At 53.7% G+C, this 15,798-nt stretch carries 17 protein-coding genes; 5 read left to right on the top strand and 12 right to left on the bottom strand.

Annotation, left to right across the window (positions count from 1 at the left end):
- Positions 1–51: 51 nt before the first annotated feature.
- Positions 52–414: a DUF6464 family protein gene (locus IGQ15_RS00885; protein WP_297047770.1), complete on the bottom strand. Its 363-nt coding sequence runs from the start codon at positions 412–414 to the stop codon at positions 52–54.
- Positions 415–526: 112 nt separating this feature from the next.
- Here IGQ15_RS00885 and IGQ15_RS00880 point away from each other — a divergent pair, with 112 nt between their 5' ends.
- Together IGQ15_RS00880 and IGQ15_RS00875 are read left to right on the top strand one after the other, a co-directional pair.
- On the top strand, positions 527–1,177 hold the full coding sequence (locus IGQ15_RS00880; protein WP_297047736.1) for an exopolysaccharide biosynthesis protein: 651 nt from the start codon (positions 527–529) through the stop codon (positions 1,175–1,177).
- 34 nt (positions 1,178–1,211) lie between these two features.
- Positions 1,212–1,838: a hypothetical protein gene (locus tag IGQ15_RS00875; protein WP_297047734.1), complete on the top strand. Its 627-nt coding sequence runs from the start codon at positions 1,212–1,214 to the stop codon at positions 1,836–1,838.
- Between the two features lie 43 nt (positions 1,839–1,881).
- Here IGQ15_RS00875 and IGQ15_RS00870 read toward each other — a convergent pair whose 3' ends face one another.
- The 4 genes from IGQ15_RS00870 to IGQ15_RS00855 form a co-directional block, all read right to left on the bottom strand.
- Positions 1,882–2,739 (bottom strand): aminotransferase class IV, encoded by an 858-nt coding sequence (locus tag IGQ15_RS00870; protein ID WP_297047733.1) that lies wholly within the window; start codon positions 2,737–2,739, stop codon positions 1,882–1,884.
- A gap of 12 nt (positions 2,740–2,751) precedes the next feature.
- Complete coding sequence (locus tag IGQ15_RS00865) at positions 2,752–3,075, bottom strand: DUF1825 family protein (protein WP_011057879.1); 324 nt, start codon at positions 3,073–3,075, stop codon at positions 2,752–2,754.
- 84 nt (positions 3,076–3,159) lie between these two features.
- On the bottom strand, positions 3,160–4,185 hold the full coding sequence (gene pdxA, locus IGQ15_RS00860; RefSeq protein ID WP_297047730.1) for a 4-hydroxythreonine-4-phosphate dehydrogenase PdxA: 1,026 nt from the start codon (positions 4,183–4,185) through the stop codon (positions 3,160–3,162).
- A 1-nt stretch (position 4,186) separates the two neighbouring features.
- Positions 4,187–5,179 carry a 30S ribosomal protein S1 gene (locus tag IGQ15_RS00855; RefSeq protein ID WP_297047728.1) on the bottom strand — a complete coding sequence of 331 codons (993 nt, stop codon included), beginning with the start codon at positions 5,177–5,179 and terminating at the stop codon, positions 4,187–4,189.
- 223 nt (positions 5,180–5,402) lie between these two features.
- Between IGQ15_RS00855 and mscL the strand changes: the two genes are divergently transcribed.
- Both mscL and IGQ15_RS00845 read left to right on the top strand, forming a co-directional pair.
- Positions 5,403–5,819, top strand: a complete 417-nt coding sequence (mscL, locus tag IGQ15_RS00850; RefSeq protein WP_297047726.1) for a large conductance mechanosensitive channel protein MscL — start codon at positions 5,403–5,405, stop codon at positions 5,817–5,819.
- 12 nt (positions 5,820–5,831) lie between these two features.
- Positions 5,832–7,103 carry a sugar ABC transporter substrate-binding protein gene (locus tag IGQ15_RS00845; RefSeq protein WP_297047724.1) on the top strand — a complete coding sequence of 424 codons (1,272 nt, stop codon included), beginning with the start codon at positions 5,832–5,834 and terminating at the stop codon, positions 7,101–7,103.
- A 187-nt stretch (positions 7,104–7,290) separates the two neighbouring features.
- Here IGQ15_RS00845 and IGQ15_RS00840 read toward each other — a convergent pair whose 3' ends face one another.
- The 5 genes from IGQ15_RS00840 to IGQ15_RS00820 all read right to left on the bottom strand — a co-directional run bounded on the left by IGQ15_RS00840 (position 7,291) and on the right by IGQ15_RS00820 (position 11,313).
- A complete protein-coding gene (locus IGQ15_RS00840) occupies positions 7,291–8,508 on the bottom strand; it encodes an aspartate aminotransferase (RefSeq protein WP_297047722.1) in 1,218 nt (405 codons plus the stop codon).
- Complete coding sequence (locus IGQ15_RS00835; RefSeq protein ID WP_297047720.1) at positions 8,509–9,630, bottom strand: iron-containing alcohol dehydrogenase family protein; 1,122 nt, start codon at positions 9,628–9,630, stop codon at positions 8,509–8,511.
- 78 nt (positions 9,631–9,708) lie between these two features.
- Positions 9,709–9,819, bottom strand: a complete 111-nt coding sequence (psbM, locus tag IGQ15_RS00830) for a photosystem II reaction center protein PsbM (RefSeq protein WP_099799548.1) — start codon at positions 9,817–9,819, stop codon at positions 9,709–9,711.
- Between the two features lie 25 nt (positions 9,820–9,844).
- Positions 9,845–10,936 carry an FAD-dependent oxidoreductase gene (locus IGQ15_RS00825; protein WP_297047714.1) on the bottom strand — a complete coding sequence of 364 codons (1,092 nt, stop codon included), beginning with the start codon at positions 10,934–10,936 and terminating at the stop codon, positions 9,845–9,847.
- Between the two features lie 23 nt (positions 10,937–10,959).
- Positions 10,960–11,313, bottom strand: a complete 354-nt coding sequence (locus IGQ15_RS00820; protein ID WP_297047712.1) for a hypothetical protein — start codon at positions 11,311–11,313, stop codon at positions 10,960–10,962.
- A 191-nt stretch (positions 11,314–11,504) separates the two neighbouring features.
- Here IGQ15_RS00820 and tmk point away from each other — a divergent pair, with 191 nt between their 5' ends.
- Positions 11,505–12,224 (top strand): dTMP kinase, encoded by a 720-nt coding sequence (gene tmk / locus IGQ15_RS00815; RefSeq protein WP_297047710.1) that lies wholly within the window; start codon positions 11,505–11,507, stop codon positions 12,222–12,224.
- Here the strand turns inward: tmk and dnaE are convergent.
- Both dnaE and psbQ read right to left on the bottom strand, forming a co-directional pair.
- Positions 12,144–15,296, bottom strand: coding sequence for a DNA polymerase III subunit alpha (gene dnaE / locus IGQ15_RS00810; RefSeq protein ID WP_297047708.1), 3,153 nt, complete (start codon positions 15,294–15,296; stop codon positions 12,144–12,146). The two genes, tmk and dnaE, sit on opposite strands and share 81 nt — an antisense overlap.
- Positions 15,297–15,326: 30 nt before the next feature.
- The gene (gene psbQ / locus IGQ15_RS00805; protein WP_297047707.1) at positions 15,327–15,785 is read right to left on the bottom strand and encodes a photosystem II protein PsbQ; all 459 of its coding nucleotides are present in this window, start codon (positions 15,783–15,785) and stop codon (positions 15,327–15,329) included.
- Between the last annotated feature and the right edge of the window lie 13 nt (positions 15,786–15,798).

The raw sequence follows: 15,798 nt of genomic DNA, 5'->3' as shown, positions 1-15,798 counted from the left end.
AATCTCAAACCACCCCGCTGCTCCCGCGAGGGGATTTTTGACAGTAGAAGGCTATGGTTCTCGAGGCCGGTAATCTCGACAGTTTTGGCAGGAGCCTTGAGGGTTCACAGCACAGCGCAACAAGGGTGAAAGCGCATTCCAGCGACAGGTGGGATCTCCAATCACCCACTGTCCATTGACGAGATGGCGATCGCTCGTGGTGTCACTATGCTGCACATAGAGGGCAATTTTTTCCAGTTGATAGCGTCCGCCACGAAAGCAGTAGCGATGCCGGCGTTCTAACACTGTATAGGTTTCCCCTTCATGATCCACATGGCAACCGGGTTGGGGTGTCCAGTCGAGATAAACATGCCCCAGCGATCGCCGGGGGTTGATCAGGTGCAACTCTGTCGGTAAGTCAGATGGGGTTGCCATGGCTTCAGGTTGATCGCGGCCTTGGGATCGCCTGTCAACTGTGTTGGGCATAACTAACGATCAATCTATCGTATCCTAGCAGTGGCAACATTTTCACCTCCCGTCATTTTTTATGGCAAAACTGTCCACTGACCTCGAACGTGCCTTTTTGAGTCCTGTGCCCAGCCCCAGCGATGGCGAGGTTTTAAGGCAGCAACTGGTATCCTTAGGGGATATTCTGCAGTTGGCGGGAGAGCGAACCTTCGGCTTTTTGCTGGCTGTGCTTTCGTTGCCATCGGCGCTGCCTATTCCAGCCCCCGGTTACTCCACTCCCTTTGGCATTGTGCTGTTACTGTTGGGCTGGCAATTGCTCGTGGGTGTCTCAACCCCTTGGTTGCCTCCCCAGCTGCTCAAGCGCACGATGCCGCGATCCCAGATTCAAAAGATTGTGCGCACGGCTTTGCCTTGGCTGCGACGGATTGAAGTTATCTCCCGTCCCCGCTTGCACCCCATTTGCACCACCCGAGGCGGACGTTTGGGCTTGGGAGTTGCCGTGTCGCTGATGGCAAGCTCAATGATTTTGCCAATTCCTGGCACGAACACGATTCCAGCGATGGGCATTTTTACGATTGGCTTTGGTCTTTTGGATGACGATGGTTTGATTAGTCTAGCGGGAGTCGTCATCTCTCTGCTGGGTTTAGCGGTGACCACCTCGATTCTTGTTGCCCTTGCATGGGGGGGGAATAGTCTCCTCGATGTATTGAAGGCTTGGCTGCATTCGTAACATAGGGATGAATCTCCTTCACGACTCAAAGCAAATGAGAACCCTATCCCCTCTCAAGTCCTGTGGCCGATGGTTGAGTGCCGTGGGGACGATCGCTCTATTAGGGTTGCATCCCCTCAAAACAGCCGCCAATACCTCGACAGAAGACTTACCGCCAGCAGTTGCGGGGGCGATCGCGCTGCCCGTCAATGAAAAGCAAGCTGTGGTTAGCGAGCAACCCTCGGCAGTGGGCTTAACGGTACCCAGCCTATGGTGGGCTGTACAGCAGTTTGGTGACGAGGTGATTCAACGCTGGCAGGCCTTTCCAGCCATTACAGCACCGGGAGGCAGAATTGAAGCCTTTGTCTCCCCCGCCGCTTGGGGACGCTTGCCCTATTTACGGCGTTTTGCCCTGATCAATCAGTTGGGCAATGCCAGTCGCAGCTTTGGCTATCAGTTGATCCTGCGCGATCGCGGAGCGCGCCCTTCGGGCGATCGCCCTCAGGTCATTTATGGTGCCTACACCTGTCAATTTGATACCCTGCCCCTTGAATACCTGCCAGACGTCACCGATGCAGCAGGCAACCCGATTCCTTTTTTCCCACCCAGCACGGAACTCGAGTGTCAAGTATGGGTCAACCCCAATATTCCCGTCACGTTCCCAACTCGGGGACTTCGCTAACTTTCAAATACTGACTCGAGACTTGCGGCTGAAAGGACTGTATCTAGGCCAGAGCGGCCTTTTCCATCACTGCTAATAATTCCTGCCATAGCTTTTGGGTCACAGGTCCCGGACAGGCTGGAAAGATGACCTCATCCACTTGGCGAATCGGCATTAGAAGGCGCACCGATGAACTAAGAAAGCCCTCACTGGCCGTCGCTAGATCCGGTGGGGTGAGCATCACTTCGCGATGGAGCATGCCCAAGTCTGAGAGGATCTGCAACAGCGTCGCTCGCGTAATTCCGTGGAGTATACCAACAGCGGCGGGGGGTGTCTCGACCACACCCTCACGGACAATCCAGAGGTTACTGGTCGTGGCCTCGGTCATTTGCCCTTGGGCATTGAGAAGCAGGGCGTCGTCAAAACCAGCCTGCTGCGCCTCCAATAGCGCCAAGAGATTGTTGAGGTAATTGCCCGTTTTGGCCGCTGGATCAAGGGCAGCGGTGCTCGTGCGTTGCCGCTTGGCAATGGTCAGGCGAATTCCCTGTTCACTCAATGTTGGTTCGGGGGCGATCGCCATCAACATAATCAATAATCTGGGCTGGGTCGTTGGTTCTGGCAATAGCCCAATGCGGCGATCGCTCCCACGGGTCACGACAATCCGAATGTAATATTCTCCCGCTGGGGCAGCCGCTAACGTGCGTTGCACTTCTTGGGTAATGTCCTCATCAGACCACGGCACGGTCATGTAGAGATAGGCCGCTGAGGCGCGCAACCGTGCTAGGTGCTCTGGTAGGGCAAAGGGAATCCCTCGATAGGTACGAATCACTTCATAAACGCTATCGCCGTAGAGAAACCCGCGATCAAAAACAGAAATCGAGGCCTCTGGCGTAATCACCCCATCCAAATTGCAGAGCAACACCCGCTGTCTCCCCTAGGGTTGGCGTTCCACTTCGGCTTTCATGCGCTCAAGGGTCTGATGCATTTGATCAAACATAGTTTGGGGAGACATACCAAACTGGCTGAGTTGTGTTTCCAGTTGTTTGATGGTCATCTGCGCCATAAAGTCATCGGACAACTCAAACCGCTTCATAAAAATACGGTAGCGGTCCATGAGTTCTTCCATTTTTTCGATATAAATTTTCTTCCCTTCGCGGTCAAACTTGCCGTACTCGGAGCCAAGCTGCATCAACTGCTGGTAGTCCTGAAACAGGCGTTGTGCTTCCTGTTGAACAATTTCTGAATCAAAGAATCCCATAGACTCTGCCCGATACAGCAACAACCAAAATGCCAATGATTGACCATTTGGTTTGTTATCTAGTTGCATTCTATCAAAGGCACTTTAGGCGCGGGTAAGAGGGAAAACCGATCCTTCACTCAGGGTCTGTGCCCAAGCAATCGCCGCCAGAAAACTCTGTGGGTCTGCCATCCCTGTACCCGCAATATCAAAGGCCGTACCGTGATCCGGGGACGTGCGAATAAAGGGCAGGCCAATTGTGGTATTCACCGCTTCCCGAAAAGCGAGCATCTTCACGGGAATCAATCCCTGATCATGGTAAAGCGCGAGGTAGGCATCGTAGGCAGTTGCCGGGGCAGGGCGTCCCCACCATGCATCGGCAGCCCCAATCCAGAGGGTATCGGGGGGCACAGGGCCAATCAGTTCAACTTGAGGGTACTGCTGCTGGGCTGCTGCGAGCCATGGAATCAGCCAAGTCACTTCCTCTTGGCCTAAGTGTCCCTGCTCACCACTGTGGGGATTCAAGCCAGCAATGGCAATGCGAGGCCGCTCCAAATGCCGCTGCTCCCTCAGAAACTGCACAAGGAGCGCCAGTTTTTCATGAAGGCGTTCGGGGGTCAGTGCTTTGGGAACGTCTTTCAAGGGGATGTGGGTAGTCGCGAGTAAAGTGGTCAGTACCCAGTTGGTTACGGGCGATCGCCCCAAGAACACCATGCCCACATTGGCAGTGCCTGTGAAGTGAGCCAGCACTTCTGTTTGGCCGGGAAAAGCATAGCCTGCCGCCTGCCAACTCGCTTTAGAAATGGGTCCAGTAACAATGCCTGCTACGTCGCCGGCGATCGCCCGCTGAATTGCTGTTTCTAAGTAAGCAAAGCTGGCGGCCCCACTGGCAACACTAGGCTGCCCCGGTACAATCCTCTCATCGAGGGGATGCTGCCAAATCTGAAGCTGAGTGGGATCAATGGCCACCTGTTCCTGCTGACAGAGGCGAGCGTAGGTGTCCTGCAATACCTGCTGCGTCCCCGCAATAAAAAACTGCCCTAACATTTCTGAGGGCAGGTGAGCTAGGGCTTTCAGGAGAATTTCTGGGCCAATGCCCGCTGGATCCCCAAGGGTGAGGGCAAGGGACATCCTAGGCTTCTTGAAGAATCGGCTCAGCCGTATCGTCTTCAGTGGCTTCGGGAATGTCTTCAATGACTGCCTCAGTGGTCTCTGCGGTGGCCTGCTGCTGTTGTTGCAGGAGTTGCTGACGATAGCGCTCTGCCATCTCTTCAGCCTTTTCGTAGACCAACTGCGGATTTTTCACCATGTCACCGGGTTCTGGCTCCAGTTGCTTGGTGGAAAGGGAAATGCGACCCCGCTCAGCATCAAGGTCAATAATCATTACCTTGACTTGGTCATTGACATTGAAAACACTGTGGGGAGTATCGATGTGATCGTGGGAAATCTCAGAAATGTGCAGCAGACCGCTGACACCCCCAATGTCAATGAAGGCACCGTAGGGCTTGATCCCACGCACAGTTCCAACCACCACTTCGCCCACTTCCAGTTTGTTCATCTTGCGCTCGACAAGGGCACGGCGGTGGCTGAGAACAAGACGGTTGCGCTCTTCATCCACTTCTAAAAACTTCAGGGGCAGCTCTTCACCCACCAATTCTTCCTTGTTAACACGGGTGCTGATGTGGGAACCGGGAATAAAGCCGCGCAGCCCTTCAATGCGCACAAGGGCACCCCCACGGTTGGTGGCAAAGACCTGAGAACGAACGGTGGCATCTTCCGCTTGTAGTTGGCGAACGCGCTCCCAAGCCCGCATGTACTCAATACGACGAATCGAGAGGGTAAGCTGTCCTTCTTCGTTTTCATCCGCCAAGATAAAGAATTCGCGGGTTTCGTTCGGTTGCAGCACCTCTTCCGGACTGTCAATCCGGTTGATAGACATTTCTTGGATGGGGATGTAGGCAGCGGTTTTCGCACCGATGTCAATCAGGGCACCCTTCGGTTCGATACTAAAGACGGTGCCAGCAACAATGTCGCCGGGGTTGAAGTGGTAATCGTACCGGTCCAGTAAGGCTGCAAAATCAGCATGCGTAAAGCCCACGTCTAACGTTTTTTCCTGATTGACCATGCGAGTGTTTTCCTAGCTCCTTTAACGAAAATGGGGGTGTATAGTGAGTTATCAAGCGGGCAAAAGTGGGTGCCATACGCAATCATACCAGCGATCGCTCGAACACTTTCTGACTGGATCTACAATGTTAGCCTAGAGTTTGCCCGTTGGCTAGCGGCATCGATAAAATTTTGGTCATTGATGAAGATAAATGTTAATTTTTGTGTACTACTGAGGAGTGGGCATGGGGCGATTGAACCGCCGACAGGCCAAGAAATATTGGCAGGAGTTCCGCGAATTTGCCTTAAAAGGGAATGTGATTGATCTGGCGATCGCTGTCGTGGTGGGGGGTGCCTTTGGCCGCATTGTCACTTCCGTTGTTGAGGACCTCATCATGCCCTTGGTCAATCCTCTAATTCCAGGGGGCGACTGGCGTGAACTCACTGTCGGGTCAGGCATTAGAATTGGCAAGTTTTTGGGCAGTTTGCTCGACTTTGGGGTGATTGCCCTTAGCTTGTTTATTCTCCTGAAACTAATTTTGCCCTTGCTGCCCAAGAAGCCCCCTGCACCCGAACAACGGGAGTGCCCCTACTGCTTAGAATCCGTGCCCCTCAAGGCGAGCCGCTGCCGTGCCTGCACCTCTGAACTCCCCCCCCTGTAGGAGTCCTCAGCAATGCGATCGTGGCCACGCTGGATCTTTGGGCTGTTGGTGGGGCTATGGCTGGCCATCCTAACCAGTTGTGGAACAGCGCCGCCGACCCAAGGCACCCAGATTGAATTCTGGACAATGCAACTGCAACCGAAATTTACTGATTACTTCAATCGCCTGATTGCGGAATTTGAAGCTCAACATCCCGATGTCCAGGTGCGCTGGGTGGATATTCCTTGGACTGCAATGCAGACCAAAATTCTCATGGCAGTATTAGCAGGCACTGCTCCCGATGTGGTGAACCTGAACCCCGACTTTGCGGCCTTGTTGGCAGGACGTAATGCGTGGCTCAATCTCAATGACTATGTGCCGCCAGCCGTGCGTGAGCGTTATCTACCCAATATTTGGCAGGCAACGACGTTAGAGGGCAAGAGTTTTGCCGTGCCCTGGTACCTCACTTCGCGGATAACGATTTATAACAAGGCGATCCTTGCCGCCGCTGGGGTTGATCGCCCCCCCCAAACCTTTGCCGAACTTGCCAGTGTCGCTAAAGCCGTGAAGGAGAAAACGGGCAAATACGCCTTCTTTATCACGATGGTGCCCGAGGACTCTGCCGAGCTGCTGCAGGCCATGGTGCAGATGGGGGTGAAGCTTGTAGATGATCAAGGCCGTGCTGCCTTTAATTCCCCGGTGGGCAAAGCCGTTTTTCAGTATTGGCTGGATCTCTATCGTCAGGGACTCTTGCCGCCACAGGTGCTGACTGAAGGCCACCGCCAAGGCATCGAACTCTATCAAGCAGGACAAACGGCTCTACTGATGACGAGTCCGGAATTTTTGAACGCGATCGCCACCAATGCCCCCAGTATTGCCGCCGTTTCAGCCCCCGCCCCCCAGTTGACCGGAGCCACTGGCAAGAAAAATGTCGCCGTGATGAATTTACTTGTCCCCCGCCAGAGTCGCCATCCTGACCTGGCCGTAGAATTTGCCCTCTTTGTTACCAATAACGAAAACCAACTGGCCTTTGCTAAGGAAGCGAATGTCCTACCTTCTACACAAGCAGCCTTAGGGGATCCCTACTTCCGCACCATTGGCGAAAATGCCACCCCTGTAGACATTGCCCGATCCGTCAGCGCTGCTCAAATGAACCAAGCAGAGGTTCTCATTCCCCCCCTGCGGGATATTAAGGAGCTACAACGACTCCTCTACGAGAATTTACAGGCAGTTCTCTTGGGACAAAAGACAATTGATCAGGCGCTCAAGGATGCGGAAACCGCATGGAACAGTCGTTTGGGATAAATGCTCCCACGATCCACTCTCTCCCTGTATGCCCAGCTCCACGCCTTGCTCAGGTGGCAGACGAGAGTAAGTCATGGCCTCCTCGGCATTGCGATATAGCCAAGCAAAGACGACCTTTTGCCAGTAGGTCATGCCGGGGGCGGGGGTGGCGATGATTGTCCGATAAGCAGGGCAGTATTCGTTTTTGTCATGGCTGGATGGAGTGAGTTGAGCGACTTAAGCTATCGAAGCGAATATTGGCTTGAGTCATGCGTTTGAGGGCTTCACCTAGGCGATCGCGATCGGCAATGAGGCTAATGCGCACGTATCCTTCACCGCCTTCCCCAAAAGCATTGCCGGGCGTCACAACAACACCCGTTTCCTGCAGCAGTTTGAGGGCAAAATCTGTCGAACTCATGCCCACGGGCACGGGCACCCACAGGTACATGGTTGCTTGGGTTGGGGTGAGTTGCCAGCCCAGTTCATTCAAGCCTTGAATCAGAAAATCCCGCCGTTGGCGATAGCGATCGCACACAGAGGCAATGTAGCTATCGGGTAGGCTCAAGGCCACCTCTGCCGCTTTCTGTAAGACGGAAAAAACCCCATAATCTAAGTTTGTTTTCAGGGTACGCAAGCCCTGAATAATGTGGCGGTTGCCCACCACAAACCCAACCCGCCAACCGGCCATATTGTAGGTTTTCGAGAGGGTATGGAACTCAACGCCGATTTCCTTGGCACCGGGAATTTCCAGCAAGCTCGTGGGTTGATAGCCGTCAAAGGCCAGTTCGGCGTAGCAAAGGTCATGCACCAGTAGGATTTGATATTCGCGGGCAAAGGCAACGACTTCTTCAAAGAAAGAGCGAGGGGCGATCGCCGCTGTGGGATTGCTGGGATAGTTGAAGTACAAAACCTTCGCTTGGCGAGCAATGTCACTGGGAATTTCACTCAGATCAATGAGCCAGCCCTTTTCCCGTTTGAGAATGAGGGGATAGATGTTGGCACCGGCAATCGCGGGTCCACGAAAATGGGCAGGATAGGCTGGGCTAGGCACAAGGACGACATCCCCCGGATTCACATAGGCAAGGGCGAGGTGCGTCAATCCCTCTTTTGATCCCAATAGAGGTAAGGCTTCACCATCGGGATCAAGGGAGACATTGTAGCGGCGTTGATACCAACGGGTAATGGCTTGACGGAAAACCGCTGTGCCTTCAAAGGGGGGATAACCATGGTAGCTGGGTTCCTCAAAGGCGGCGATCGCTGCTTCAATGACTGGACGCGGGGCGGAGCCATCGGGGTTGCCCATACCCAAGTCAATTAAGTCCAGTCCCTGCTGGCGGGCTTTCAGCTTCAGTTCATCCAGACGCGCAAAGACGTAGGGCGGCAATGACCCAAGGCGATCAGCCGGCTGAATCCACTCTAACCCCATCTAACGGGCACTCCCATCCACGACTTTGGCACTGTAGCCGACCACGGTGGACACCATTGCTTCTAGCACCAGATTAGGCGTCACGGGAAAGGGCAGATAGTGAATATCGGAGTGGGGCGCACAGGCAACCGTAGCAGCGTGCTGAAGCTGAGCTAGGCTGGCCTCTTGGAAGCCTAAGTCCTCTAAACTCAGGGGCAAACCCACCTGTTCATAAAACTGACAAAGTTGATGGCGAGCGCTGGTGGCCAGTTGACTGCCCTGAACCATTTCTTCCAAGCGTAGTTGAACAAGAATGCCGTAGGCCACTTTTTCGCCGTGGAGTGTGCCCTTGCTTTGGGGCAGTTGGGTCAAGCCATTGTGAATGGCGTGGGCTGCTACCGTGCGGCATTGGGCACCCCCCAATCCACCAATCATGCCTGCCATCAGGACACTGGCATCAACGACATTTTCCCAAATGGGACTGCCCACAGTGGCCAAGGCTTCGGCAGACTGCTGCAAGAGAATATCGCGCAATACTCGGGCTTGCTGTACCGCAGCGACAATCAGGGTTTCTTGCCGGTGACCACTACTCACCGAGGCCTCATACCACTTGGCAAGGGCATCGCCAATACCGGCAAGCAGGGTTCGCCGCGGCGCCGTTTGAATTAGGGCGTAGTCCAGGAGCAGCAGATCTGGGCAACGGGGGAGTGCCACATCATAGGCAAAGGCACCGGCCTCTGTATAGATATTGGAGAGGGCTGTCCAAGCGGCACAGGTGGCTGCCGACGTGGGGATCGTCACTACGGGCAAGTGCAGTTGGTGCCCCAAGAGCTTAGCGGTATCTAGGGCTTTACCACCGCCAATGCCAATGATCAGATCGCTGCCCTGCGCCTCTTGGCGGAGCTGGGCAAGGGTGGATTCACTGCACTCGCCATGGAATGTTCCCACAGCAAAGGTGAGATCATGGGAGTGGGCGATTGCCTGCCACTCCTGCTCAAGCTGCTGATACCGCTGCGGTGAAACCACTAAAAGGGGACGCTGCCCCAACTGAGCAATGGCTTCTCCCGCTTGGGAGAAAATTGACCAACCGCGATAGATGTGGGTAGGTGCAATACTAAGGGGTGAAAACGAAGCAGCAGTCACAGGCTGTACAAACAAGGATTATTTAGGGACTCTCTAGCACAATAGAGCTATTTTCGCTCTGAGCTATAGAGATCCATCTTAATTACTTTTCTGCTGACTCTCCGTTTGCACGTACAAAATAATCAAGAACACCGTTGGCACCAAGACAAACATAGCCGTTGCCACTAAGCCGAGATCATTGACTTCCATGGTATCTATCCCACAACGCTGAGATTTATTTTATCAATGCTGTGCCCCCCTTGCGGCGATCGCGCTCCGCCAAGGTCATGATCACAGAGTGAGCAATCTTTTGGGCGGTTACGGGAGCCAGCAAAATACCGTTGCGGTAGTGGCCAGTGGCCAGCCAAGTGTGGTCGTCTATTTTTTCGATGATGGGGGCCGGGCGATCGCTCGGGCGGGGTCGCAGTCCTTGCCACTGTTGGGTTAAGGGAGCCGTTTTCAGAACTGGCCAAAGCTCGATGGCTCTTCCATGCAGTTGAGCAAGAGCTTGCGGATTCCCGGTGAGGGTGTTGAACTCCACGGTGGCACCCACCCACACCCGTCCCCAAGGCAAGGGGACAAAATGAATCCCTTCCGCCGTCATCACTGGCGTATTCGCCTCACAGGCAAACTCTAGGGCTTGTCCCAAAACCGGTTCGACAGTGACAGAGCGATCGAGGGCTTGCGTCAGGGGTGTTGTCCCTAGACCTGCCGCTAAGATCAGGGATTCGGTCTCGATGGCTGTTTGACCGAGCTGTAAAGTCCATCCCCCTTGGGGCGATCGCTGGAGCTGTCGGACAGGGCTTTGATAAAAGAACTTTACCCCCCGTTGACGAGCGGCTTGGCGCAGAGCTCGAGTGAAGGGTTTTGGTGTCACTTGGCGATCGCCGGTTGCCCAGAGGGCGCCGTGAACAAGCTGAGTATTGATCAGGGGCAATTGATGCTGTACTTCCTCTGGAGAAAGCCACTGCACCCCTTGGGGAGCCTCTGCTTGTAACCATGCTCGGGTGGCGATCGCCTCCGCTTCCGTGGTACAAATTTCAACAATGCCTTGGCGCTGGTAGGGAATCTTAACCCCTGTTTCTGCTTCCAGCTCCGGAATCAGGGTCTCATAACGTGCTAGACTCGCTTGCCGTAGTTGAAAGTTGCGTCCACGTCGCCGCCGACTGAGGTGGACAATGAGCACACCAAGGGCCGCACCCGTCGCTTGCCAATCTTCCTCCCCCTGCACCTCAAGGACAAGAATCGGTGTTTCCGCTGGGTCAAGAACACGACTCAGTTCGTAGGCGATCGCTGAGCCAACCACCCCGGCACCCACAATGGTCACTGTTGCATTTGCTGGCAGCGCTGTCACAGTGTGGCAACTGTATTAACTAATTCCCAGTTTTCATTTTCGGCAATGGCGCGGCTCACACGGTCAAACCATTCATAGCAGTGATTCTTTTTCTTGAGGGTCAGTTCCTTATTCTTGAGCACCAGATCAAACTTGGTGACATCGTTTTGGGGCGTGGTTTTGTCAATGAGAATTTCAACTGTAACCAGTTGGGACATTGAAATGGCATCGAGCGCGCTCTCCCGTGCCACGACATAATCATCCCCCACATGGGTTACCGTCAAATCGCAGGCTTCTAGGGTTTGAACCAGCTCTTCCTTTAGCCGTGCCCGGGGGAGTGCAATAGTAACAACACGAGCATATCGAGCCATAACCGCCAAGTGGTAAACTAATTATTCGCGAGCAATGCTCCTAGTGTAATCCCGCAACAGATGGGGCGCTGTCACTGCTAGTGTTCCTAGGAAATCACAGGGAATTGAGCATTATCCCCATTGTAAGGTGACCTGCATCGTATGGCAGGATGCCGCAATTGTATCAAACTTTCTTCAAAATTGCTGGATTCATGCATCCCTACACTGGTTTGTTTATTGTCCTAGAGGGGGGAGAGGGTGCCGGTAAAACCACTCAAATGGGGGCGATCGCCACATGGCTAGAGGAACGTGGCTGGCTAGCAAAATTACGATCCGCTGACATTGATCCGCCCCTGCTCCTCACCCATGAACCAGGGGGAACGCCCCTTGGCCAAGGTCTGCGGCAATTGCTGCTCCATAGTGATTTAGAGATTGATCCTCTAGCGGAACTGCTTCTCTATGCCGCCGATCGCGCCCAACACGTGGCTACTAGCATTCGTCCCCAATTGCAACGGGGGGGCATTGTTCTATGCGATCGCTATACGGCTTCTACCGTTGCCTACCAAGGGTATGGGCGAGGGCTGAACTTGCAGATAATTCAGCAAATCAACCAGATTGCTACGGGAGGTCTAGGAGCAGATTTAGTTCTCTGGTTAGATCTCCCCGTCAGTGTTGGCCTTGCCCGTACCCAACGGCGGGGGACAGCGGATCGCCTAGAGCAGAATGCGGTGGCCTTTCATGAGCGAGTTCGTCAGGGATTTATCGCCTTGGCTGAGGCAGGGGGCGATCGCTGGCAGCGAATTGATGCCGATCACCCCTCAGATCAGGTCAGTAAAGCTATTCAAGATTGCCTAGCAGCTCATCTGCACCGCTGGTTTCAGACTTTGAACGACCGCCGGCGGATGACTGGGGGCGATCGCGAATTGGAATAGCTCCAGTCCTTCCTGAAAAATTTGCTCAATGGGCAGCATCTGGCCACGGGTGGTCATAAAGCGGTGATCGGGTGTCGCACAAATGGTTGAGCCATCCTCAAGTTCATACTCATACACGGGACGGAAGCCCTGAAAGTGCCATTGGGCAATGGGCTGGGTATAAAGATGCCCTTGGAGATCAAGGCTGTACACTTGACAGGCCAACTGTTCCTGCACCAAACGGCGAATGGGGACAGCACCATATTCCACCGTCATTACCGCTGTCTCACCACTCAAACAGTATTCAGCAAAATCCAGCATCTGCTTAAAGAGTTCTTGGGCGACGGCGCTGGGCACTCCATTTTTAGCCGCTCCCTCAATAAAGCGGGCTTCATGTTTTTCCATTTCCTCTTTTTTCTTTTTGCCCATTGCGCGGCGCAGCAGATCCGCTTGACCAAGGGAGTAGCCCGCCAAGTCCTGTGCCATCCGCATGATCTGCTCCTGATAGCAATTGTGAGTCACAATGCCATTGGCAAGAAAGTAAGGAGAGGCTTGGTCTACCATTTCTAAGTCAAAGCAGTCTGCTTCTCCCCAAGGTTCGACGGCTACTACAAAGACTGGACGGACATCCTGTCGGTCAGTTGCAACACCTACCTCTTGAGCCACCCCAACCGCTCCTGCCAACTCCTCTCTCATTCTCTGAGAAGTCAAGTACGCGTTCTTACTGTGTTGCCATGCCTCATAAACGATTGAAACCTGTAAACGGGCATTCTTAACATTACTCACGGGTTTCAACTCAGAAGCTGGGCGATCGCCATCGGGTGTGAGAAAACGATGCTCTGGCGTGCAGTAAATTTGAGTCCCACTTGCAAGAGTCATCTTTACAATGGATTTTTTACCGCTGTACCATTGCTTTGCGACTTTGGCAGGCCAAACCCGTTGACCATCCGAAGAGAGTACCCAATCACCTGCGCGGATCCCCTCGATGGGAGTTTGCGTTCCATCGGGCCGGGCAATCAAAGTCCCCTTGGCAAGACAGAGAACGCCGTAGGTTTCCTGCAAAATGGGCTTCAAAAGCTCATGTTGGTATTGAATCGGTTCCCGACCATGCTTGCGGTTAATGAATTTGGGGATCAGGCCGGCATCCAAAGGCCCCGGTCGATAGAGCGCCAGCACCGAGGAAATGTCTTCCAGATTTGAGGGCTTGAGATCTCGGACAATTTGGCGCATCCCCGAAGATTCCAATTGGAAGATGCCCTCCAGTTTACCTTCCGCCAGAATTTGGTACGTCTTGGCATCGTCGAGGGGCAATGCATCCAGATCAAGGGTTTTGCCGTGGTTTTTCTGGATCAGTTCCCGCGTCTTTTGGATCATTGTCAGGTTCTTGAGACCCAAAAAGTCCATCTTCAAAAGGCCAAGGGATTCCAGATCCTCCATGAAATACTGGGTAATCACGGCACCATCGTTGTTGCGTTGCAACGGCACCAGTTGATCCAAGGGTTCTGAGGCAATGACGACGCCGGCCGCATGAACGCCATAGGTTTTGTTGGTGCCTTCAAGGCGCATCGCCATATCAATCCAGCGGCGCACCCTCGGATCGCTGTCGTACTTTTCCTTAAACTCCGGCGAGGGGGTGTCCTCGGAGATCATTACTGCCAATTTAACGGGTTTGCCCCGCACCACCGGAATCAGCTTTGCCATTTGATCCGCTTGGCTATAGGGAATATCCAGCACCCGTGCCACATCCTTGAGCACTGCCTTTGAGGTCATGCGGTTAAAGGTGATGATCTGGGCGACGCGATCGCTGCCGTATTTTTCGGTAACGTACTGGATCACTTCCTCGCGGCGGTCAATGCAGAAGTCCGTATCAATATCGGGCATGGACTTGCGCTCAGGGTTCAAAAACCGCTCAAAGAGCAAGCCGTGGTGTACAGGGTCAATGTTGGTAATGCGCAGGGCATAGGCCACAAGGGAACCCGCCGCCGATCCCCGCCCTGGCCCCACGGGAATATTATGATCGCGGGCATATTTGATGTAGTCCCAAACCACAAGGAAATAGTTCGAGAACCCCATCTGTTGCAGCATTTTTAGTTCATATTCCAGTCGCTGCCGATAGGTGACCTGCAACTGCTGGCGATCGCTGAGGTGAAATCGTTCCAACAGTCCTTGCCAGGCTACTTGCTCTAGGTAGGTATCCGCTGTATGACCAGCAGGTACCGGAAACTGTGGACTTTGGGGTTCACGAAAGATGTTATAGGGTTCAATCTTGTCGGCCACTTCAAGGGTATTCGCCAAGGCCTCTTCAATGACCTCAGCGGGCAAGTGATCCCGAAACAGCCGAGCCATTTCAGCAGCAGATTTCAGGTACTCCGTACCGCTATAGCGCATCCGCTTGTCATCGGTGAGCAGCTTGTTGGTCTGGATACAAAGCAGGGCATCGTGGGCTTCAACGTCATTGCAGGAGATAAAGTGGGAGTCATTGGTGGCAATAATTTTGATCCCCAACTCGCGGCCAATGCGCACCAGTTCAACGTTGACCACCCGATCCTCTTGACTGCCGTGGTCTTGGATCTCAAGATAAAAATCCTCCCCAAAGGTCTCTTGATACCAAGCAGCCACACTGCGTGCTAAATCCGGCTTGCCCTGCAAAATCGCTTGGGGAATCTCACCGCCAAGGCAAGCACTGGTGACAATGAGTCCGTCGCGGTATTGTGCCAAGAGTTCTTTGTTGATGCAGGGGCGAGCAAAAATTCCTTTGCCTTGGAAGCCTTGCAGGTGGGAGATGGTGGTGAGTTTGCAGAGATTGTGGTAGCCCTGTTGATTTTTGGCCAGCACTACTTGGTGAAAGCGAGGTTTACGCTCCTGCTTGGTGATGTCGCCATTGATGACGTACATCTCATTGCCGATGATTGGCTTCAGGGGTTTGCCGCGACACAGCTTTAACAGTTCAACGGCACCATACATGACCCCGTGATCCGTGAGGGCGATCGCGGGCATTCCCAATTCCATTGCCCGTGCCACTAGGTCGGGAAGCTGGCTTGCACCATCAAGAAGACTGTAATCACTATGAATATGCAGACCGACGAAGGACATGGGCAACGGCTATCCACCTAGCGCAGGGAACTAGGACAACTCAGGCAAGCTATTGAGATAGGCCTTGAAGTCCGCTTCAGCATCACGGAAGCCCTCTTGAGCCACGGTGACACTATTAAGATCCGCCCCCTGATCAATTTTCAGGAAGTCATCCGTCAGGGCACGGGTCAAGGCCGTGGGGGTGGGTTGATCCTTTGCCAAGAGATTGCGGTTGAGGGCACGCATATCCATCAGCATTTCACCGAGAGGGCCGCGCATAATGTTGCGGGCTTCCTGCCAATCACCTTTGGCTATACTGACCTCTAGGTCGGCAAAGCGTTCGGCATTTTTCTCAATGTCACTCAGGTAGTCTTGAATGCGAGTAATTTGCAACTCACTATAGGTGGGTGGGGGGGTGGTTGTGGCACTGGGGCCGCCACAGCCGACTAAAATAATGGCAACAATGCTGAATAAGATTGAAATTAGGGACTTTCGATTTAGGCGCAACATAGAACCTCAGCAG

Source organism: Thermosynechococcus sp. M98_K2018_005 (assembly GCF_015295825.1).
Taxonomy (GTDB): Bacteria; Cyanobacteriota; Cyanobacteriia; order Thermosynechococcales; family Thermosynechococcaceae; genus Thermosynechococcus.
Note: the sequence above shows the minus strand (reverse complement) of the source record. Positions and strands in the feature narration are given on the sequence as shown.